The organism is Luteibacter aegosomatissinici, assembly GCF_023078495.1.
GTDB classification, from domain to species: domain Bacteria; phylum Pseudomonadota; class Gammaproteobacteria; order Xanthomonadales; family Rhodanobacteraceae; genus Luteibacter; species Luteibacter aegosomatissinici.
This window is the reverse complement of the sequence record NZ_CP095742.1, coordinates 744,950-765,382: the sequence shown is the minus strand read 5'-3', so window position 1 is coordinate 765,382 and position 20,433 is coordinate 744,950. Positions and strand designations below refer to the sequence as shown.

The following is a 20,433-nucleotide window of genomic DNA, read 5'->3' as shown; positions in this document are numbered from 1 at the left end:
GGATGGGATCAGCCGGCCGCGGGGCCGGGCCAGATCGAAGATGAAACCGGCACGCTGCCGCGCATCAGCAGGCGTGCGGTACGTAGCAACGCGGCGCGAACGACACGGCCGTTGGCAAGGCCGAGCTCCACGCTGAATTCGCCGGTGGGGTGTTCGATGGAAAGCGTGCGCGACTCGCCCTGCCCCGGCTCGGCGACATCCGCGGCCACGGTGCCCGGCATCACCGCCGCGGTGGCGACGGTGACGGCACCAAGCACGCCGATGGACGTATGGCAGTCGTGCGGAATGAAGGTTCGCGTGCCCAGCGCGCCGCCATGGCGCGGCTTCGACACCAGGGTGATCTTCGGCACCGGCTTGGCCGAGACATCGCCTAGGTTCATGAGCGGACCGGCCTTCAGGCGCAGTGCTTCGATGCGCGCTTTCAACGCGGTGTTCGCGTCCAGCGCATCGGGGCGCTCGTCGCCATTCACACCCAGGTCCGCAGCGGCAATCAGCATCACCGGCATGCCGTTATCGATCAGGGTGACCTCAACGCCATCGATGGTGTCGCGCAGGTTGCCGGTGGGCAGCAGTGAGCCCGACAGGGATCCTTCGGTGTCGAGAAAACCGCAGGTGACCGGCGCCGAAGGGCGCGGCACACCGTCGATGCGCGCGTCGCCATCGTAAGCAGGGCGGCGGCCCGGGGTCTGGATCGTGATCTCCGCGATGACGCCCGTATTCACGGTACGCACGCGACGCGTGGTGGTGCCTTCATCCGCGGTGACCAGGCCCGCCTCGATCGCAGCGGGGAGCGCCGCGGCGAGCATGTTGCCGCAGTTCGGGGTGGTGTCGACCCGGCCCTCGGCGATGCCCACCTGGCCGAACAGGAAATCGAGATCGGCCGCGCCGTCGGTGGGCAGCGAAAGAATGCCGGTCTTGCTGGTCAGGGGCTTGGCGCCACCCAGCCCATCGATCTGGCGCTCATCGGGCGAGCCCATCGCGGCCAGGATCACGGCATCGCGGGTGGCGGTGTCAGCGGGGAGATCGCGGGCGAGGAAGAACGGCCCCTTGGAGGTGCCACCACGCATATACCAGCAGGGGATTTCGTACGACATCGGCGAGTGCGCCACGGTATTCCAGGACCGGGACGATGGTCGCCATCCCGGCCGGACCGAACAACGCGATACGACGCTTATCTGCTATGCACGAATTGCATGTCTTTGCTTACGGCATGCAGATGTTGCATTGCACAACTCAGCGGCCAGCGTCCAGCCGGCCCTCGGCGATGAGTTCGTCGACGATCTCCAGGGCCTTTTCCGTGATCGGGCTGGTCGGGCGCTGGGTGGGCGTGGCCACGACCAGCCGCGTGGTGATCTGTGGCATCACGATGGGTGCCGCACGCAAGGCGTGCTCGCCGCGACGGGAGAGCAAGGCATTGCGCGATAGCACGCCGTAGCCAACGCCACGCTCCACCAGATCGAGCAGCGACCGTACCGAATCGATCTCCAGGCGGATATCCAGCCCGACACCGTAACGCGCCGCATCCGTTTCGATCAGCTGGCGCACCGAATGCAGCGGCGACGGGATGATCAGCGGGTACTGGCCCAACGTGGCCAACGGCACGGAATCGGGCACGGTGTGGCCATCGCGCGTGCTGCCAATCAGGTTGAGTTCTTCGGAATGCACATGGCGAAAGCGCATGTTCGCGTTCACCGCGGGGTTGTACAGCAACGCGCAATCGAGCCGCCCCAGTTGCAGCCACTCGAGCAGGCTGGCGCTGAGCGCTTCCACCACGCTGATCTGCGCCTGTGGGTAGCGCTCGCGGAAGCGCATCACCAGTTCGACCGTGAGCGTTGAGCCCACGCTGGGTGGCAAGCCGATGGCGAGCTTACCGGCGTACACACCGCGGCTTTGGCCCAGGGACAACCGGGCGACCTCGACCTGGCGCAGGATGCCGCGGCCGTGTTCCACCAGTTCGCGGCCGGCATCCGTGGGGACCACCCCGCGGCCGTTGCGCTCCAGCAGGTGCGTGCCCAGCTCGATCTCCAGCTGGCGCACCTGGCGGCTGAGCAGGGACTGCGAGACATCGAGCGTCGCCGCGGCGCGGGTCAGGCTGCCGAATTCGACGATGCGGATGAAGCTTTGCAGGTGTTTCAGATCCAAGGTCACGGTGCGCGGTTGCCTGTGGTAGCGGCATTATGGGCCGTTTACTGGCTGCCGGGGCCGCCCATGTTCACCATGACGCGCAGGCCGATGACGATGGCATTGGCGGGCACCTTGCGTACACCGACCGTGTTGCCGAGCACATCGGGGTGCACGATGTACTGCAGGTTCGGCACCAGGCTCACCACCGGGAACAGCTTGTAGCTGTAGTTGAGCTCGGTCATGAGCTCATCGCGCTTGAAGTGGCCGTCACCCTTATTCTTGGTGATCAGGTCGTCTTCGTAGCCCACGGCCTTCTTGCTGAAGCGAAACCAGGTGGCCTGGAATCCTAGTGAATCGTTCGGCCGTGCACGCGACAGCCCCGTCCACAGGAAACCACCGGTGGATTGCAGCGTGTAGTTTTCCGCGTTATCCAGAGGGCCGGTGAGCGAACCGAACACCGCAAGGTTGCGTGTATTGCTGTTGGCGTCGGGCTTCCAGATCACCTTGTCGGCAAGCACGTAGAGGCCATAACGGCCACCGTCATAGTTGCGTGCCGTACCGCCCGCGAGCGCGCGGTGCAGCCCCTTGGTATTGAGTTCCGGATCGGTGAAGGGCGCGGAGTTGTACCAGCCGCCGATCTTCAGGTGTTTCGGGTACGGATCCGTGGCGAAGCTGGTCTCGTAACCGACTTCCACCGGAATCATCACGCCAGTGGAATCGTTGAGGCCCCAGTTCAGGCCGTTGTTGTTTCGGCGCTCGGGGTTCACTTCGAATGCGCCGATCGATACGTAGCGCGCATCCGGCTGGTATTTCACGCGCGCGCCCCAGTTCACGTAGGGGAAGCCGCTGAAGCCACCCGATGTGTTCGTGAGCTGGTACGGGCAATCGGGCGCGCTGACGAAACGGCAGCCATACGTGGAACGCGCGAACTGCCAGGTCGCATTGATCCGGCCTGCCAGTACATTGATGTGGCTATCCTTGAACTGCTGTTCCCAGCTCAGCTGGGCCAGTTCCCACTGGCGTTTCGGGTACCAGTAGCCCTGGATCTTCTGCAGCACGCCGATATCGTCGGCCGCCACGCTGTGGCCGTAGTAACGGGCGAACGTGATGTGCATCTTGCCGCCTTCAATGCCGGCGAGCTTGCCCATGTCGAGATCCGCGCCACCCACGGCGCCGCCGCCATTGGTAGCGCCCAGGCGCTCACCGCCACGTACGCTCGCCGCCCAGTCGTTGGCCCATACGAAGCGCAGGGAAATGCCCATGTCGCGCAGGCGATCCACCGGGCCGCCATCGTCTTTCGGCTTCGCTGGCGTGGTCTGCCGCGGCGGCTGGGCATCGGTCGTGGTCTGCGCGCTCGCGGCCGTGACGGCCAGCGTGGCGAAAAGGGCGAACATGGAGCGGCGAAGCATCATTGAAAAATCCCCGGTGCCGAAAGAACGGCGAAAGCGGGGGCGATGCTGGCCGCCCCGGCCCTGGGGAACAACGCGATGAACGATCTTTCAGGTATGCAATTGATGCATGTCTTCGCTTACGCCATGCGTTTTGTGCATTGCAGCACGGGATCTTGCGCCTCAGCGGCCCGGCGCAGGTCATCGGCCAGCCCCAGTGTGCCGTAGCGCAGCACATACGCATCCAGCGTCTGCAGGAACGGTTCGTCGAAGGACCAGCGACCGCGGCTGGCCCCCTCACGCCCCTCTTCGTACACCTGGGCCAACAGTGAGGCGCACTCATTCCGGTAGCCGAGGGCAAGGAAGGCTTCCGCGGCGCGGGTGGCTTCGCCGAGCGAGGCATGGGCGAAACCCGCTACACCGGGCTCAGCGGCATAGAGCGAGCCCGCACCGAAGGCGAGCTTCAGTGTCAGCGCCTCGCGCAGGCGGGCATCGAAGTCCTCGCTCTTGTAGCGGCAGCGATCGCTCCACCAGGTCCAGTAATGAATCGTTTCGCCCAAGGCATGCAGGGCGTTGGCCGCAAGCGCAGGGCCGCCCTGGAGCGGGGCATCCCCGATCATGAACGACACGCTTTGACCCGCTTTCAGGCGCACATGCGCGATCCCCGCCTCCGAGCCCGTGCCCATGGGCCGTGAGCATGCGAAGTACCAGGCCCCTGGAGCGAGCGCGTCATGGGTGCCTCCAGGCATGGCCGGCGTGGCGCACTCCAGCCGGAACGAGGCCTCGCCTTCCGTGCAGGTCACGATACGCACGAAGCGGCCCGCCGGCACGGCTTCCGCCTGGCCCGGGCGCCCTTCCGCCACGGCCATGAAATCGACCACGCGAAGCTCGGCGCCTTGGGCGTGCCCCACCGTCTCGAGCACGTTGGTCCCTGGCACGTAGGCCGACACCCACTGCACATCACCGTCGAGTTGCAGGCTCAGCAAGGGGCGCTCGGGCGAGGAGGTGCGCAGGCAGCCTGCCGCTCGCCATAGCGCCAGCGACACCAGGGCGGCATCGGCCGAAACGCGGCCATAGCCACGCATATCGCCAATGGTGAGGCCGGCCGGTGATAGGCCGTGGGGGGGCGCGGCCGCAAGCCGGAGCTGTGGCATGGACATAAAAACGATCCTTGCGGCGCCTGGGGAGGGACGCCGAGCGGCGCGGAGGTTGGGGGTTTGCCCGACAAATCGGCGTGAAACTTTCGTTCGTAGCTGACGTGGCCGTTTATTTCGGGAAAGGTGGGCAGCGTAGAATGGCGCCCAATCCCAGAACTTCTTGCGAATCAGCCCCATGAGCGACCAGCGTGTTCCCGGCATCGACGAGTACGACGGCCCGGCGGGTGGCTGGGGCGCACTGGGTGCCGTTGCACGCGCGCTGAGCGGCCAGATGGCCCTGGCCCGCGAATCCATCGCACTGCACAAGGTGAACCAGCCGCACGGGTTCGATTGCCCGGGCTGCGCGTGGCCGGACCCCAAGGAGACCTCGTCGTTCGAGTTCTGCGAGAACGGCGCCAAGGCCGTGTCCTGGGAGGCGACCGCCAAGCGCGTACGCCCGGAATTCTTCGCGAAGAACACCGTGGCTGACCTGTGGAAGCTCAGCGACTACACGCTGGAGGGGCTGGGCCGCCTGACCCACCCGATGGCCTACGACGCGGGCAGCGACACCTTCAAGCCCATTGCGTGGGAGGAGGCCTTCCGCCGGATCGGCGCCGCCCTGCGCGCCCTGCCCGATCCGAACATGGCGGAGTTCTACACCTCGGGCCGCGCTTCGAACGAAGCCGCGTTTCTCTACCAGCTGTTCGTCCGCGAGTTTGGAACGAACAACTTCCCCGATTGCTCGAACATGTGCCACGAAGCGACCAGCGTGGGGCTGCCGCAGTCGATCGGCTCGGGCAAGGGCACCGTCCTGCTCGAGGATTTCGACCACTGCGATGCCATCTTCTGTATCGGGCACAACCCGGGGACGAATCACCCGCGCATGCTTTCCACCCTGCGCGAAGCGTCCCTGCGCGGCGTGCCTATCGTCGTCATGAACCCCATGCCCGAACGCGGCCTGGAGCGTTTCACCTCGCCGCAGCACGCCTCGGAAATGCTCACCGGTAAATCGGTGCGTATCGCCTCCACCTATTACAAGGTGAAGATTGGCGGTGATGTCGCCGTGCTCAAGGGCATGATGAAGTACCTGGTGGAAGAAGATGCCATCGCGCGCGACGCAGGACGGCCGCCCGTGATCGACCATGCGTTCATCGCGCAGAACACCGAAGGCTTCGAAGCCCTCGTGCAGGATGTCAGTGCGACGAGCTGGGCTGACATCGAGCGCAAGAGCGGCCTGTCGCGTGGTGAGATCGAGTACGCCGCTTCGATCTATGCCAAGGCCAAAGCGGTCATCGTCTGCTACGGCATGGGCATTACCCAGCACCAGCACGGTACCGAGAACGTGCAGCAGATCGCCAACCTCCTGCTCATGCGCGGCAATATCGGCCGCCAGGGCGCCGGCATCTGCCCGCTGCGCGGCCACAGCAACGTGCAGGGTGATCGCACCGTGGGCATCACCGAGAAGCCCAATGCGGATCTCAACGAAGGTATCCGCCGTACGTATGGTTTCGAGCCGCCAGTAGACCACGGCCACGATGCGGTGGCGTCGCTGCTCGCCATCCGTGACGGCCGCTCGAAGGCCATGATCGCCCTGGGCGGCAACCTCGCCGTGGCCATGCCGGATACCGACGAAACCTTCGAGGCGATGCGCAAGCTCGATCTTGCCGTGCACGTCGCGACCAAGCTCAATCGCTCGCATCTGCTCCTGGCGAAGGAATCGTTCATCTTGCCCTGCCTTGGCCGCACCGAGCTGGACGAGCAAGCCACCGGGCCACAAGCGGTGACGGTGGAAGATTCGATGTCGATGGTGCACGCCTCCGCGGGCACGTTGACGCCTGCCTCGGAACACTTGCGGTCGGAGCCGTGGATCGTCGCGGGCATCGCCAAGGCCACGTTGCCCAACACCAAGGTGAACTGGGATCGTCTGGTCGGCGACTACAACCTCATCCGCGACGATATCGAGAGCGTGTTTCCGATCTTCTTCGACTTCAACAAGCGCGTGAACGTGCCCGGTGGTTTCCGCTTGCGCGTTGCCGCGAGTGAGCGCGACTGGGCCACGCCGAGCAAGCGCGCCCGGTTCCTGCTGGCACGCGGGCTGGATGAAGATGACCGCGTGGAAGAAGGTGGCCTGATGCTCACCACCATCCGCTCGCACGATCAGTACAACACCACGATCTATGGCTTGAACGATCGCTACCGCGGTGTAACGGGCCGGCGCGATGTGGTGTTCATGCACGCCAACGATCTAGCCGCGCGCGGACTGAAGCACGGCGACCGCATCGATATCTTCGCCACCGGCCGGAACATCGCCGACGGCCGCCAGCGTGCCGTGCGCAGTTTCACCGCCGTGGCATACGACATAGCCGAAGGCTCGGTCGCCATGTATTACCCCGAAGGGAACGCGCTCATCTCGCTGGAAAACCACGACAGCCACTCGGGCACACCCACTTACAAATCGGTGCCCGTACGCATCGAGGCCGCCACCGGCCCGGCACCCGCCACCCGCCGCAAGAAGGCAACCCATGCGGCATGAACTGCTTCCCCCGGCGGGTAGCGCCACCCGTCCCGTCACCCGCTACGAGCGCGGGCGGGCGACCAACGATGATGACCGTCTCGCCGAGGAGGTGCCTGTCGCTGTGCACATCAATGGCAAGCCGTTTGCCGTGATGATGGCCTCACCGGTCGACCTCGAAGACTTCGCGCGTGGCTTCGCGCTCACCGAGAACCGGGTCGGCGATGCGCGCGACATTGAATCCATCGAGGTGCAGGAGATGCTCGAGGGCATCACGATCGACGTGCGCACGCGGGAGGCTGCGACGGTCACGCCGGCTGCCACGGTGGCCGAGTTGGCTTCGGCCGATGCCGCGCCTGCTGGCCCGCTGGGTGAGCGCGAGATCGTCGGTCGCAGTGGCTGCGGCATTTGCGGCACGCGTGAACTGGAAGACGTGATCCGCCGTCCGCGCCCCGTGGCCGCGGGCACTAACGTGGCGCCAGATGCTATCGAGCGCGCGCTCGAGGCCCTTCGCGCCGAGCAGCCGATCAACGCGTTTACCGGCTCGGTACACGCCGCGGCGTGGGCGCGCGCCGATGGCTCGCTGATGGTGGTGCGTGAGGACGTGGGCCGGCACAACGCGCTGGATAAGCTGATCGGTGCAATGACCCGGCGCGGGATCGACCCGCGTGAGGGCTTCGCGCTCATTACCAGCCGCGCGAGCTACGAGATGGTGACCAAGGCGGCCGTCGCCGGCATCACCGTGCTGGTCGCCATCTCGGCCCCGACGGCACTGGCGGTGGCGCTGGCCGATGAATGCGGCCTCACGCTGGTCGGTTTCGCCCGCCCCGGCCGCTTCAATGTCTACAACCGTCCCGAGCGAATCCACAACCCCGGCCCATAAGCGGATCGTGCCGTTGTAGGGGCGCGCATGAGGCGGGCTCAGGAGCGGCGGCGTTTGATGCTGTCTTTAACATCCACGTCGAACAGGACCGTCGTCGCCACCGTATCGTGGCCGGCGATGTCGAAAACCAGGCCATCTTTGCTCGGTAGGCGTGCCTTCAGCTCGAGCAGTTGGGTGCGCGGCACCAGCAGGCGCCATTCGTGCGCGTTGCCTTCCAGCTCGCAGGTGGCCGCCTCGATGGCATCCACCGAATAGCGCATGATGAAGGCCCGACCAAAGGCCGTGGAGCCGAGCAGCGCCACGTCATCCAGCAGCTCACCCAGTTCATCCTCATCGATCCGCACCCGGATCGTGTCGTTTTCCAGCTGCACCCTCATGCGTTCGCCTCGCGCCATTCATCGGGAGTATTGCAGTTCGCCAGCGCGCGCGGATTGGCCCGATCTACCGAGAGCACGGCCATGCCCACGCGGACCTGCAGGGCGGCCACGGAGCAAGCGCGCCCATCCAGGCCGATAAGTTCAGCCAATGTCGCCCGGGTGTGCGCGTCGAGCGTGAGCCGCATGGGCAGCGGGTGGCCCGCCCAGCGGGTGGCGCGCATGCGCCGCTCGTCGCGCAGGGGCGCGAGCGTGGCGGCATCGATGCGTGGCATATCGACCGGCACTACAAGGAGTTCGCCGTCATCGAGCTCAGCCGCCACGCTGGCAATACCGCCGATGGGCCCTTTTTCTGCCCAGCGATCTGCGATGCCGCCTGGCCGTGAGCCACTGATCACGACACGTTCCGCGCCGGCCTCGACCAGCACATCGCGGGTACGGTCCAGCAGCGTCCGGCCATCGATGCTCAGCAGGGCTTTGTCTTCGCCCATGCGTGATGACAGCCCACCGGCCAGGATGACGCCGATCATGGCGCGTGCGCCGGATCCAGCGGCCAGGCATCGACCACGTCGCCAAACGCATCATCGGCAGTCAGCCATGCGTTGGCCTGGGTGAACGGCAGTATGCGATACGCCGCCTGGTTGCGCTGCGCGCGCGCGACCTCCCGGCCGTCGATGTCCGCCCCGACGCAACCCAGGGCGAAATGATGCAAGCCGGGTCGCACCTCGTAACCTTCGCCAAGCCGCACGCGACGTGGGCTCTCGGGTGGCAGACCGGCCATACCCCGCAGTACCGGCGCCACGAAGAAGCGAAAGCCCACGGCCACAGCGATCGGATTGCCAGGCAAGCCCAGCACAAGCGGGCCGCCGTCGAACCGTGCAGCGAGCAATGGCTTGCCGGGGCGGATGGCGACCTTGTGGAACAGCTCGCTGGCGCCCATCGCCGCCAGGGCCGTCGGCACGAAATCGAACCGCCCGGCGGATACCGCCCCCGTCGTGACGATCAGGTCGGCACCCGCGCGCCTCGCATCGTCCACCGCACGGCCGAATGCATCACCGGTATCGGGAACGCGGGAACGCGCAAGCAGCTCCACGCCCCACGAGGCAAGCGCCGCCTCGAGGTACGGCCCGTTCGAGTCGTGGATGCCACCTTCCGGCAAGGGGCCGCTGGCATGCAGTTCGCTGCCCGTATTGATGATGGCGACGCGGGGCCTGCGCGCGACCGCGATGGTTTCGACGCCGAGCGCGGCCAGCAACATGACAGCCGCGGCGTCAATCCGGCGCCCCGCAGGTAGCGCGGCATCGCCGTGGCGGATGTCGCCACCAGCGCGCCGGATGTTCTGGCCACGCTTTTCGTCTTGAGCAATGCGCACTTGCTCGCCGTCGCGCTCACAGCGCTCGACGGGGATGACGGTATCGAAGCCATCGGGCAGGCGTGCGCCGGTTGCAATCTCGCAAGCGTCAGCGCCGGGGTAAGCGGTCGTGTCATCGCCGGCGGCTTGCATGCCTTCGACCTTGAACAGCGACCCAGAGGGAATATCGCCCTCGCCGCGCCGGATCGCGTAACCATCCATCGCCGAGTTATCGAACGAGGGCAGCGACAGCGGACTGGAGACGGGCTGGGCCAGGATGCGGCCCATGGCAACGGAAAGGCCCACCCGCTCGGTATCGAGCGGGTGGGTTTCCTTCAACAGCAAGGCCAGGGCATCAGCGTAGGTAAGCATGGGTGAAGCCTACCTTGGTCAGGCCTGCTTGCGGGCCTCCTGCACCGTGGCCGGTCGGTAGGCGTGGAACGCCACCGTGGCGGAAGCGCGGCCCTGGCTCAGGCTGCGCAGTGCGGTGCTGTACCCGTCGAGCTGGGCCAGCGGTACATCGGCTTCGATCTCCGTGCGCTCCTGCTTGTCGGTGAGGTTCACGATCTGCCCACCGCGACGCTGCAGGTCACCCAGTACATCGCCCACCGCCACGCCCGGCGCCGAAACCGACACGCGCATCACCGGTTCGAGCAGGACGGTACCGGTGGCTTCGAGCGCCGCCCGCACCGCGATCTGCGCGGCACGGTGGAACGCGGCTTCGTTCGAATCCACGGCGTGCGCCTGGCCGTCGAGCACCAGGACCTCGGCACCCACCACCGGGAAGCCACGCGGACCTTCCAGCAACGCCTGTTCCGCGCCTTTCTGTACGGAACCCTGGAACTGCTTGGGGATGACGCCGCCCGTCGTACGGTCCTCGTAGCGGTTCGCATCGCCTTCGATCGGCGAAACGGACAACACCACGCGGGCGTACTGACCGCTGCCGCCGGTCTGCTTGGCGAGCTTGCCTTCGATCGGGCCCGAGGCCTTGGCCGGGGTCTCCTGGTAGGCCACGCGCGGCGAGCCGGTGCGGACCTGTACGCCCCATTCGCGGCGCAGGCGTTCCACCATCACTTCCAGGTGAAGTTCGCCCATGCCCCAGACCAGGGTTTCGCCGGTTTCCGGATCGGTACTCACGCGGAACGACGGATCCTCCTGGGCCAGGCGCGCCAGCCCGTTGCCGAGCTTGAGCAGGTCGGCCGAACGCTCCGGTGAAAGTCGCCACGACAGCACCGCCGGCTGCGCCTGGATGGTTTCCAGCCGCAGGTGGTGATGCTGGTCGGCCAGCGTTTCACCGGTCGCCACGTCCTTCCAGCCCATGATCGCCACGATGTCACCCGCCTCGGCGACTTCCACCGCTTCCGTATCGTCGGCACGCACCACCGCCAGGCGGCCAATGCGCTGGACGCGATCAGTGCCGCTACGCCATACCGCGTCGCCCACTCGCAGCCGGCCCGAGTACAGGCGAATAAAGGCCAGCGGACCATGCGACTGGTTCACTACCTTGAACACCAGCGCCGAAAGCGGTGCATCAGCGTCCGGCGCCACCTGTACGTCGCCGTGATCGGTGTGCGCCACCACGGACGGGCGATCGAGCGGGGACGGCAGATAGGCGACCATGGCATCCAGCAACGGCTCGATACCGACGTTACGGAACGCCGAACCCGGCAAGACGGGCTGGCCCATGCCGGCCAGCGTGCCACGGCGCAGCGCCGCGGTCAGCGCCGCTGCGTCCACGGGTTGGTCTGCCAGCCACAGTTCCGCCAGCGCCTCGTCCTTGTCGGCCACGGCCGCGACGAGTTCCGCGCGCGCATTCGCATGCGCCGCGCGCTCCTCGTCGGTCCACGGTGTGATCGCGGGTGCGCCCTTCTCGTCGAACAGCCACGTGCGCTCACCCACCAGGTCCACGAGACCCACGATGTGCTCACCTTCGATCACCGGCTGCGCGACCACCCAGGGGTTCGCCCCGAGCTTTTCACGCATCTGCACGAGCGTCGCATCGAAGTCCGCCCCAGGGCGGTCCATCTTGTTGACGAACGCCATCAGCGGCACGCCATGGCGACGCGCCTGGTGCCACACGGTTTCCGATTGCGGCTGCACACCGGCCACGCCGGAGAACACCACGACCGCGCCGTCGAGCACGCGCAGCGAACGCTCCACCTCGATGGCGAAGTCGATGTGTCCCGGGGTGTCGATCAGGGTAAGGCGATGCGGCAGGCCACCTTCCGGCGTCCAGCTGGCGCGCACGGCTGCGGCGCCGATCGTGATACCACGCTCGCGCTCGAGTTCCATATGGTCGGTGGTGGTCGCGCCATCGTGCACCTCGCCGGTGCGATGGATCGTGCCGGTCTTGTAGAGCAGGCGCTCGGTGAGCGTGGTTTTACCCGCGTCGACGTGCGCGATGATGCCGAGGTTGCGCCAACGGCCGACGGGGATGGTGGTATCGCGGGTACTCATGGTTGAACAGTTCCATTCAGGGCGCCAGGGGCTCGATACGCTTCGAGCGAGGCATTCCCCGAGGCTTCACCGTCGCCCCTGGCGTGGGTAGGACGGTTCAGGATCGGGGATCGCGGCAGTTCTTCATGGCACGGTGCTCCGGGTAAGGGCTTGGAAAATTCAGGGCTTGGAAAAAACGAGGGCGAAAAAAAAGCACCCTCGCGGGTGCTTTTGGTAAACGTTCGAGACCGTGCGCCTTACGGCGTAGGGCCTGCCATGGCACGCGCGCACCCGCGACGCGCCCATGGGGCGATCGTTGGCAGGTGGCTCAATGCGTGCTTGCAGGCAAACATGGTTCGGACTCGATGGATTGGGGGCGGATCGTACGCCTGCCCACGTGGGTGGGCAAGCGGCTGGCACCTAACGTAGGGGCGGACAGGACCGTTTCAAGCCCCCAGGAGACCCCGTGCTGCCAGCGCGAGCGTTGGGCTCCCCGGCCTGAAGTAGTCAACCTTGACGGTCGAAGCCTTGCCTACCCGAATGACGACGAAATCCCCAGAGATCGATGTCCAGGGGTCCGGCTCCTCGTGCCCCAGCGGCAGTGGCTTCCGCATGGTGGTCTCAAGGACCACGCGCTCCAACTCGCCGCTACGATCCAAAGCATAGTCGCGCAAGATCCCCGTATAGAGGAAGGTCGTGCCACTCAGGTCAACATCAAGCGTCAGGCCAACGAATTCGACACCCAGAGGCGACAGGACCCTGCCCCACACCGCCGCGTCACCTCGTCCACGGATTCGAGCGCGGATGAGTCGGGCGAATGTTCCGAATGCGCCACCGAACATGGTAAGCGCGCAGAAATAGGCAGCGATCCGTAAGGGGTATCGGCCTACGTCGTGTATGGCGCGTTCCGCGCGCGGCACATTCCCTCCACTGGCAAGCGCGAGGAAACCGGATGCATCCGGCAATGGGAGCGCGAGGCCTTCGCATATCCGCCACCAAACGCCATACCAGAGAGCATTCAAGGCGATGGCGGCTACCACGGCCTTTGCTAAGGTTTCCGATACCTGCCCATCCAGAGGCGATTGCCTCGCCTGCGGTGCGTCACGCTGGAAGGCGAATACGAAAGCTGCGCCGGGAAGCAAGAAGACGACCGCGGCCAGTACCGCGACGCTAAGGCCCACGGATGAATTCTTTCACGAATCGGGCGAGCCGGGATCCTGTCACCGGGCGCGGCCCGCGAACGTACGTCCTGCCGTTGTAGGTGAATGAGTCCTTTCCCTCACTAACGGCTTTGTGCATGGCAATGATGCCGCCATGCTTGCCATCGGGGCCGGCGGAGAGCTCCTTCACAACTTCCTCGGAATACGCTGCGCGGTAAGACCATACCTTGCTCATGCCACCTCCTAATCGTCCGAAAAGTGTAAACGGAGCCAAGTAGAGAATGGCTCGTCACGCCGTGTAAGGCATGCACGACGCGCTGCGTAAGCTGACTACCCACGCAGAGGTAGGACCGATCATCAGAGAATATTCGTAGAAGAAGGCGCGGCCGTTGAGGTGACCTCAGCTGGTGATTGCCACGACAGCTAATCCATGCTGTCCTATCGGTCGATCAACCCTTTGTACGATGAGGAACTTTTCATGCGGTACGTGAAACTGGGCAAGACTGGCCTCGAGATCTCACCCGTGATCCTGGGCTGCATGACGTACGGTGAGCCCAAGCGCGGCAATCATCTCTGGACACTGGACGAAGAGCAGAGCCGGCCGTTCATTCGCAAGGCGCTCGACCTGGGCATCAATACGTTTGATACGGCGAATGCTTACTCCGATGGCACGTCGGAAGAAATCGTGGGCCGCGCGCTGAAAGATTTTGCGCGACGCGACGAGATCGTCATCGCGACGAAGACCTTCTTCCGCTGGCACAAGGGCCCCAACGGGGGAGGCCTGTCGCGCAAGGCCATCTTCCAGTCGGTTGACGATTCGCTCGGTCGCCTTGGCACCGACTACATCGACCTGCTGCAGATCCATCGCTTCGACTACGGCGTTCCCATCGAGGAAACACTCGAAGCACTGCACGACGTGGTGAAGGCGGGCAAGGCACGTTACATCGGCGCATCCTCGATGCATGCGTGGCAGTTCGCGAAGATGATCTATACCTCGCGCCTGCATGGCTGGACCGAGTTCGTGAGCATGCAGGATCACTACAACCTCATCCAGCGCGAGGAAGAGCGGGAGATGATTCCGTTCTGCGTCGACCAGGGTATTGGCGTGATCCCGTGGAGCCCGCTGGCGCGCGGCCGCCTCACGCGTGACTGGGACGTCACCAGCGACCGTCAGGAAAAGGATGTGTTCGGCGGTACGCTGTACAACGCGACGGAAGCGTCCGACAAAGCGATTGTCGCGGCGGTGAAGGATGTGGCCGAAGAGCGTGGCGTACCGCGCGCGCAGGTGGCGCTGGCATGGGTGGCGCAGCGGCCGGGCATCACGGCACCCATCGTGGGGGCGTCGAAACCACACCATCTCGACGATGCCGTAGCCGCGATCGACCTGAAACTCAGCGATGAAGAGATGAAGAAGCTGGAAGCGGCGTACGGTCCGCATCCGGTCGCTGGTTTCGAGTAACTAGGCCTCCTGTAGGAGCGCGCTTGCGCGCGATCTGACCTCGCTGCAAGCACCCATCGCGCGCAAGCGCGCTCCTACACAGAGCGGCGTTCGATTGCAGCCTCGATGACATCGGCGGCTACGCGCGCGCCTTGCTCTTGCTTCATCCTTCGGGCGACTTCCTCGGCGCGCGCACGTAGCGGCGCGTCTTCAAGTAACAGGGCGAGCTTCGCCGCCGCACGGTCGGCACGGTAGCGCGTGGCGGGCAGCACCTCGCCTACGCCCAGCCGCTTCACCCTGGCCGCGTTATCCGGTTGATCGAAGCCGTGCGGCACCACCAGCGATGGGCGACCCGCACGCATCGATTCCTGCGTGGTGCCTACGCCACCGTGGTGCACGACCACGGCGGCGCGAGCGAACAGCGCACCATGCGGCGCGTAGTCGGCCGCGAAGACGTTATCGTCCTTGATGGCGAGGCGCTCGCGCAGCGCAGGCGAGCCCGTCAGAAGCACGGCGCGACAGCCCAACCGCCTGGCCGCATCCACGCTCTCCCGCAGGAAGCCCTCGCTCGCGTGTACAGCCGCCGAGCCCAACGTGAACACGATGGGCGGCGTGCCCGCGTCAAGCCAGCGCAGCAATGCGCCGTCCAGCACATCATCGAATGGAAGGTAGCGGGCCTGGCCGGTGAGCACCGTGTTCGCAGGCGCGTCAGGCGGCAGGCCACCCAGCAACGGTGAATACATCGCGAGCACGCCGTCACGCCCGTGCTGGCCACGGTGGAACGGATCGCCTGCGAACGCGATCGGTGCAAGGCCCAGACGACTGCGGAACGCGCGTACCGGTGCGGTCCATGGATAGGTCAGCCGCTCCACCGCGCGTGTCAGCCAGCGCGCGCGGCGGGGCGAGGCGCGGAGCCATCGATCGAGCCCATCGATGCCCGTCGCGGGCGGATCGAACGGCGAAAGGAATACCGACGGCGACAGCACCGCGGAGAGCCACGCTACGCGCAGCGTTTCGCCAAGGATCTGCCCGGCGAACGCGAGCGTGGTGGTGACCACCGCATCGGCTTCCCTGCAAAAGGTTTTGAGCGCGTGGTAGCTCGCCGCAACGTCGGCGGCGGCAAGATCGCGGACCACGAAGCGCGGTCCCTTCCACGGATGGAACGCCTTCGCCGCAAATGCCGCCTTGTCCTCCGGCTCATCGATGCCACTGGCCATGACGAAATCGAGCCCTGCATCCAGGACCGCATCGCGATGGATGGCATGGGCACCGACGGTCACCCGGTGGCCGCGCGAGACCAGCTCACGGCCCACGGCGAGCAGCGGGAACAGGTCACCCTGCGATCCCACCGTCGCAAACACGATGTGCCGTTCCGCCATCACCGCCTCCGTACTTCGCCAGGGCTCCATCGTCGCGCATTTGACTTCGGCCGTCCGGACGGCTAATTTCGCCGTCGCCAGCGGTCTTTATCTCTTTATTCGAATATAGAGATAAAGCTAAGAGGGAAGCCGGTGTGAATCCGGCGCTGCCCCGCAGCGGTATGAGGAGACGACGTCCGTCACACGCACTGGGCCATCAAGCCCGGGAAGCGACGGTCCAAGGCGGTACGCTCACCGGCGTGCCACATCCCCGAGCCCGAAGACCTGCCGCCAGCCGGTGCCCGTACCCCGTCATGGGGGCGTGGGCACTGCCCGACCTGACGGGCCGCCCCCACGGTGGCCCGGCGGTTCGCCCGCGGGGGCGAAGGTCGACGGTCAGCCCGCATGACGCTCAACCTGCCCGCGCGGTGTGCCGTGGTGGTTCGAGGTCGTCTGCGTGCGCCGCCCTTCCCTCCTCTTTCATCAAAGAGGAATCTTTCCATGCCACACGTTACCTACCTCGGTTTTCCCCGCATTGGCCGCCGCCGCGAACTCAAGCGCGCGCTGGAGGCTTACTGGAAGGGAGAAAGCGCCGCCACTGAGCTGATCGACACCGCAGCCTCCCTGCGCCAGCGTCACTGGCAACTCGCCCGCGACGCCGGCGCCGACAGCGTCCCGGTTAACGACTTCTCGCTGTACGACCACGTGCTCGACGCCGCGGTCGCGCTCGATGCCATCCCGGCACGCTATCGCACCCTGCACGATGCCGACCCGCTGGCGGGTTACTTCGCCATGGCACGCGGCCACCAGCGAGGCGGCCACGACTTGCGTGCGCTCGAGATGACCAAGTGGTTCGATACCAACTACCACTACATCGTGCCTGAGCTACATGCGGGCCAGGTGTTCCATGCGCGGCCGGAGAAGCCGGTGGCGGAATACCGCCAGGCGGTCGCTGCCGGCCACGTCGCGCGCCCCGTGCTGCTCGGTCCGGTGACCTTCCTGCTGCTTTCCAAAACCGTCGATGGGAGCCACCCCCTCGGGCTGCTCGATGCGCTGCTCCCCGCGTGGCTTGGCCTTGTCGATGCCCTGGTCGCCGAGGGTGCGGACTGGATCCAGGTCGACGAACCGGCGCTGGTGCTCGATCTGGAGGTGGGTGCGCGCGATGCATTCCGCCGCGTCTACGAGACGCTGGCCGCCCATTCGCCGGCAAGCATCCTGCTGGCTACGTACTTCGGTGGGCTTGAATCGAACCTTGGCCTCGCCACGTCGCTCCCCGTTGCGGGCCTGCATGTCGATTTCGCACGCGCCCCGGCGCAACTCGATGCGGTACTCGATGCCCTCCCCGATGGCCGGGTGCTCTCCGCCGGCCTTGTCGATGGCCGCAATATATGGCTCAGCGATCCGGCTACACTTCTCCCGCGCCTGGAGACCCTGCGCGCACGCGTTGCCGACGGACGCCTGTGGATCGCGCCGTCGTGTTCGCTGCTGCATGTGCCCATCGATGCGGCGGAAGAAAAGCAACTGCCGGGCGATCTCGCACAATGGCTGTCGTTCGCGCGGCAAAAAATCGCCGAGCTCCGCCATTACGCCGACGCGGTCGCTGGAAACGCATCCGCCGTGCAGCACCTGGCACGCCAACATGAAGTCGTCGCGCAACGGCTAACGTCGCCCGACGTCGTGCGTGCCGACGTACGTGCGCGCGTGCGCGGCCTTACCCCGCAATTCAGCCAGCGCCGATCGGGTTTCGCACACCGCGCCGCCGTGCAGCGCGAACGCTTTGGCTTGCCGGCCCTGCCCACGACAACGATCGGTTCCTTCCCGCAAACCGATGACCTGCGCAACGCACGTGCCGCGTTTCGATCGGGCAAGCTGGATGCCGCTGCCTACGAGGAGCGCCTGCGCGATGAAGTACGCCGCGCCGTCAGCTTCCAGGAAGAAGCCGGCCTGGATGTACTCGTGCATGGCGAGCCCGAGCGCAACGACATGGTCGAGTACTTTGGTGAGCAGCTATCCGGCTACGCCTTTACGAAATACGGCTGGGTGCAGAGCTACGGCTCGCGCTGCGTAAAGCCGCCCATCATCTACGGCGATGTGGCCCGCCCCACACCCATGACCGTGGCATGGTCGAGCTTCGCGCAATCGCTCACCGAGCGCCCGATGAAGGGCATGCTCACCGGCCCGGTGACCATGTTGCAGTGGTCGTTCGTGCGCGATGACCTGCCCCGCGCTGACGTGTGCCGGCAGATCGCCCTCGCCTTGCGCGACGAAGTGCACGACCTGGAACGCGCCGGCATCGGCATCGTGCAGATCGACGAGCCAGCCCTTCGCGAAGGATTGCCGCTGCGCCGTGCCGACTGGCAGGCCTACCTGGCCTGGGCGGTGGATGCGTTCCGGATCACGGCGGGTGGCACCAGCGACAGCACCCAGGTGCACACCCACATGTGCTATTCGGAGTTCAACGACATCATCGAGGCCGTCGCGGCCATGGATGCGGATGTGATCTCGATTGAGACCAGCCGCTCACGCATGGAGCTGCTGGAGGCCTTCACCCGGTTCCGCTACCCCAACGGCATTGGCCCAGGCGTGTACGACATCCATTCCCCGCGGGTGCCCGCCGAGGCCGAGATGGCCGACCTGGTGGCCCGGGCCCTACAGGTCCTCGAACCCGACCAGCTCTGGATCAACCCCGATTGCGGGCTGAAGACCCGGGGGTGGAAGGAGGTAGGGGAGGCCCTGAGGGGCATGGTGGCGGTGGCCAGGGCCGCCCGGGAGCGCCTTCCCGCGTAAATGTTGCACCCGCCCCGGGGCTGAATGTCCATGCAATCGTCACCCCCGGGGCGTACCCTTGCCGCTGCAAACCGGCACAAGGGCGTGTATCATGGCGCGCCCTTTTATCTCTTTATCCGTAAAGAAGGATATATCCCCGCGATGAGCAGCTACCTCTTCACCTCCGAGTCGGTCTCCGAAGGCCACCCGGATAAAATCGCCGACCAGATCTCCGACGCCGTTCTGGACGCCATCCTGGCCCAGGATCCGCGCGCACGCGTGGCCTGCGAAACGCTGGTGAAGACCGGCGTTGCCATCGTCGCGGGTGAAATCACCACCAGCGCCTGGATCGACCTGGAAGCCCTGACCCGCAAGGTCATCCTCGATATCGGCTACGACTCCTCGGAAGTCGGCTTCGATGGCGAGACCTGCGGCGTGCTGAACCTGATCGGCAAGCAGTCGCCGGATATCAACCAGGGCGTGGACCGCAAGAAGCCCGAAGAACAGGGCGCTGGCGACCAGGGCCTGATGTTCGGTTACGCCACCAACGAAACCAGCGAATACATGCCGGCGGCGATCCACTACGCCCACCGCCTGGTTGAGCAGCAGACCAAGGTCCGCAAGAAGAAGAACTCGCCGCTGCCGTGGCTGCGCCCGGATGCGAAGAGCCAGGTCACCCTGCGCTACAACGAGGCCGGCGAAGCCGTGGCCATCGACGCCGTCGTGCTCTCCACCCAGCACGATCCGGGCGTGAAGCAGAAGGACCTGATCGAAGGCGTGCGCGAGCTGATCCTGAAGCCCGTGCTGCCGGCGAAGCTCCTGCACAAGGACACCAAGTTCCACATCAACCCGACCGGCAAGTTCGTGATCGGTGGCCCGGTGGGCGATTGCGGCCTGACCGGCCGCAAGATCATCGTCGACACCTACGGCGGCTGGGCCCGTCACGGTGGTGGCGCGTTCTCGGGCAAGGATCCGTCCAAGGTTGACCGTTCGGCTGCTTACGCTGCCCGCTACGTCGCCAAGAACATCGTCGCTGCCGGCCTGGCCGACCGTTGCGAAATCCAGGTCAGCTACGCCATTGGCGTGGCCGAGCCGACCTCGATCTCGGTCACCACCTTCGGCACCGGCAAGATCCCCGATGAGAAGATCGAAAAGCTGATCCGCAAGCACTTCGATCTGCGCCCGTACGGCATCATCAAGATGCTCGACCTGGTGCACCCGATCTACCAGCCGACCGCTTCGAATGGTCACTTCGGCCGCAAGCCGTACGAGATCACCGGCGCCGACGGCAGCAAGTACACCGCGTTCTCGTGGGAAAAGACCGACAAGGCCGACATCCTGCGCGATGCCGCCGGCCTGAACGGCAAGGTCGCCCGCCGCTAAGCGACGGCTGCCTTGTTCGATCAAGAAGGGCGCCCCACGGGGCGCGTTTTTTTTGCGCCGCCGAATCCAGGGGGCGTGTGGTCGTTGCGTAGCCGCCAGGGTCACGGCGGTTTCATCGCGTGAG

Annotated in this window: 16 protein-coding genes and 1 riboswitch; of the genes, 5 read left to right on the top strand and 11 right to left on the bottom strand. The window is 65.7% G+C overall.

Translation table 11 applies throughout. The features are described from left to right. Positions 1-8 precede the first annotated feature (8 nt). The 4 genes from L2Y97_RS03345 to L2Y97_RS03330 all read right to left on the bottom strand — a co-directional run bounded on the left by L2Y97_RS03345 (position 9) and on the right by L2Y97_RS03330 (position 4,672). Complete coding sequence (locus L2Y97_RS03345) at positions 9-1,094, bottom strand: 4-oxalomesaconate tautomerase (RefSeq protein ID WP_247432955.1); 1,086 nt, start codon at positions 1,092-1,094, stop codon at positions 9-11. Between the two features lie 139 nt (positions 1,095-1,233). Then, positions 1,234-2,148: a LysR substrate-binding domain-containing protein gene (locus L2Y97_RS03340; protein WP_247432952.1), complete on the bottom strand. Its 915-nt coding sequence runs from the start codon at positions 2,146-2,148 to the stop codon at positions 1,234-1,236. Between the two features lie 38 nt (positions 2,149-2,186). Continuing rightward, the gene (locus tag L2Y97_RS03335) at positions 2,187-3,536 is read right to left on the bottom strand and encodes a carbohydrate porin (RefSeq protein ID WP_247432949.1); all 1,350 of its coding nucleotides are present in this window, start codon (positions 3,534-3,536) and stop codon (positions 2,187-2,189) included. A 116-nt stretch (positions 3,537-3,652) separates the two neighbouring features. Next, positions 3,653-4,672 (bottom strand): glycoside hydrolase family 15 protein, encoded by a 1,020-nt coding sequence (locus L2Y97_RS03330; protein WP_247432947.1) that lies wholly within the window; start codon positions 4,670-4,672, stop codon positions 3,653-3,655. Between the two features lie 172 nt (positions 4,673-4,844). Between L2Y97_RS03330 and L2Y97_RS03325 the strand changes: the two genes are divergently transcribed. Both L2Y97_RS03325 and fdhD read left to right on the top strand, forming a co-directional pair. After that, positions 4,845-7,181: an FdhF/YdeP family oxidoreductase gene (locus tag L2Y97_RS03325; protein WP_247432944.1), complete on the top strand. Its 2,337-nt coding sequence runs from the start codon at positions 4,845-4,847 to the stop codon at positions 7,179-7,181. Further along, positions 7,171-8,043 carry a formate dehydrogenase accessory sulfurtransferase FdhD gene (gene fdhD, locus L2Y97_RS03320; protein WP_247432941.1) on the top strand — a complete coding sequence of 291 codons (873 nt, stop codon included), beginning with the start codon at positions 7,171-7,173 and terminating at the stop codon, positions 8,041-8,043. The genes L2Y97_RS03325 and fdhD overlap by 11 nt, the downstream gene beginning before the upstream one ends. A gap of 38 nt (positions 8,044-8,081) precedes the next feature. On the opposite strand, the gene L2Y97_RS03315 is transcribed toward fdhD, so the two are convergent. The 6 genes from L2Y97_RS03315 to L2Y97_RS03290 all read right to left on the bottom strand — a co-directional run bounded on the left by L2Y97_RS03315 (position 8,082) and on the right by L2Y97_RS03290 (position 13,599). After that, on the bottom strand, positions 8,082-8,420 hold the full coding sequence (locus L2Y97_RS03315; protein WP_247432939.1) for a hypothetical protein: 339 nt from the start codon (positions 8,418-8,420) through the stop codon (positions 8,082-8,084). Then, positions 8,417-8,947, bottom strand: coding sequence for a molybdenum cofactor guanylyltransferase (gene mobA / locus L2Y97_RS03310; protein WP_247432937.1), 531 nt, complete (start codon positions 8,945-8,947; stop codon positions 8,417-8,419). Before mobA ends, L2Y97_RS03315 begins: the two co-directional genes overlap by 4 nt. Continuing rightward, the gene (locus L2Y97_RS03305; protein WP_247432936.1) at positions 8,944-10,140 is read right to left on the bottom strand and encodes a molybdopterin molybdotransferase MoeA; all 1,197 of its coding nucleotides are present in this window, start codon (positions 10,138-10,140) and stop codon (positions 8,944-8,946) included. Before L2Y97_RS03305 ends, mobA begins: the two co-directional genes overlap by 4 nt. A gap of 18 nt (positions 10,141-10,158) precedes the next feature. Next, a complete protein-coding gene (gene fusA, locus L2Y97_RS03300; protein WP_247432934.1) occupies positions 10,159-12,225 on the bottom strand; it encodes an elongation factor G in 2,067 nt (688 codons plus the stop codon). Positions 12,226-12,650: 425 nt separating this feature from the next. After that, positions 12,651-13,385 (bottom strand): hypothetical protein, encoded by a 735-nt coding sequence (locus tag L2Y97_RS03295; RefSeq protein ID WP_247432932.1) that lies wholly within the window; start codon positions 13,383-13,385, stop codon positions 12,651-12,653. Beyond that, positions 13,375-13,599: a hypothetical protein gene (locus L2Y97_RS03290; RefSeq protein ID WP_247432930.1), complete on the bottom strand. Its 225-nt coding sequence runs from the start codon at positions 13,597-13,599 to the stop codon at positions 13,375-13,377. The genes L2Y97_RS03295 and L2Y97_RS03290 overlap by 11 nt, the downstream gene beginning before the upstream one ends. Before the next feature lie 243 nt (positions 13,600-13,842). Here L2Y97_RS03290 and L2Y97_RS03285 point away from each other — a divergent pair, with 243 nt between their 5' ends. Next, the gene (locus L2Y97_RS03285) at positions 13,843-14,823 is read left to right on the top strand and encodes an aldo/keto reductase (protein WP_247432928.1); all 981 of its coding nucleotides are present in this window, start codon (positions 13,843-13,845) and stop codon (positions 14,821-14,823) included. A gap of 74 nt (positions 14,824-14,897) precedes the next feature. On the opposite strand, the gene L2Y97_RS03280 is transcribed toward L2Y97_RS03285, so the two are convergent. Continuing rightward, positions 14,898-16,181 (bottom strand): glycosyltransferase, encoded by a 1,284-nt coding sequence (locus tag L2Y97_RS03280; protein WP_247432927.1) that lies wholly within the window; start codon positions 16,179-16,181, stop codon positions 14,898-14,900. 64 nt (positions 16,182-16,245) lie between these two features. Further along, a riboswitch (cobalamin riboswitch) is annotated at positions 16,246-16,467 on the top strand. Between the two features lie 194 nt (positions 16,468-16,661). On the opposite strand from L2Y97_RS03280, the gene metE reads away from it, so the two are divergent. Continuing rightward, positions 16,662-18,947 (top strand): 5-methyltetrahydropteroyltriglutamate--homocysteine S-methyltransferase, encoded by a 2,286-nt coding sequence (gene metE / locus L2Y97_RS03275; protein WP_247432925.1) that lies wholly within the window; start codon positions 16,662-16,664, stop codon positions 18,945-18,947. 141 nt (positions 18,948-19,088) lie between these two features. After that, the gene (gene metK / locus L2Y97_RS03270; RefSeq protein WP_247432923.1) at positions 19,089-20,309 is read left to right on the top strand and encodes a methionine adenosyltransferase; all 1,221 of its coding nucleotides are present in this window, start codon (positions 19,089-19,091) and stop codon (positions 20,307-20,309) included. Positions 20,310-20,433 lie beyond the last annotated feature (124 nt).

Coding starts and splice junctions, on each gene's coding strand:
- mobA (WP_247432937.1), bottom strand. CDS start 8,947: ATGATCGGCGTCATCCTGGCCGGTGGGCTGTCATCACGCATGGGCGAA.
- L2Y97_RS03305 (WP_247432936.1), bottom strand. CDS start 10,140: ATGCTTACCTACGCTGATGCCCTGGCCTTGCTGTTGAAGGAAACCCAC.
- metE (WP_247432925.1), top strand. CDS start 16,662: ATGCCACACGTTACCTACCTCGGTTTTCCCCGCATTGGCCGCCGCCGC.
- L2Y97_RS03315 (WP_247432939.1), bottom strand. CDS start 8,420: ATGAGGGTGCAGCTGGAAAACGACACGATCCGGGTGCGGATCGATGAG.
- fdhD (WP_247432941.1), top strand. CDS start 7,171: ATGCGGCATGAACTGCTTCCCCCGGCGGGTAGCGCCACCCGTCCCGTC.
- L2Y97_RS03330 (WP_247432947.1), bottom strand. CDS start 4,672: ATGTCCATGCCACAGCTCCGGCTTGCGGCCGCGCCCCCCCACGGCCTA.
- L2Y97_RS03335 (WP_247432949.1), bottom strand. CDS start 3,536: ATGATGCTTCGCCGCTCCATGTTCGCCCTTTTCGCCACGCTGGCCGTC.
- metK (WP_247432923.1), top strand. CDS start 19,089: ATGAGCAGCTACCTCTTCACCTCCGAGTCGGTCTCCGAAGGCCACCCG.
- L2Y97_RS03290 (WP_247432930.1), bottom strand. CDS start 13,599: ATGAGCAAGGTATGGTCTTACCGCGCAGCGTATTCCGAGGAAGTTGTG.
- L2Y97_RS03345 (WP_247432955.1), bottom strand. CDS start 1,094: ATGTCGTACGAAATCCCCTGCTGGTATATGCGTGGTGGCACCTCCAAG.
- L2Y97_RS03285 (WP_247432928.1), top strand. CDS start 13,843: ATGCGGTACGTGAAACTGGGCAAGACTGGCCTCGAGATCTCACCCGTG.
- fusA (WP_247432934.1), bottom strand. CDS start 12,225: ATGAGTACCCGCGATACCACCATCCCCGTCGGCCGTTGGCGCAACCTC.
- L2Y97_RS03280 (WP_247432927.1), bottom strand. CDS start 16,181: ATGGCGGAACGGCACATCGTGTTTGCGACGGTGGGATCGCAGGGTGAC.
- L2Y97_RS03325 (WP_247432944.1), top strand. CDS start 4,845: ATGAGCGACCAGCGTGTTCCCGGCATCGACGAGTACGACGGCCCGGCG.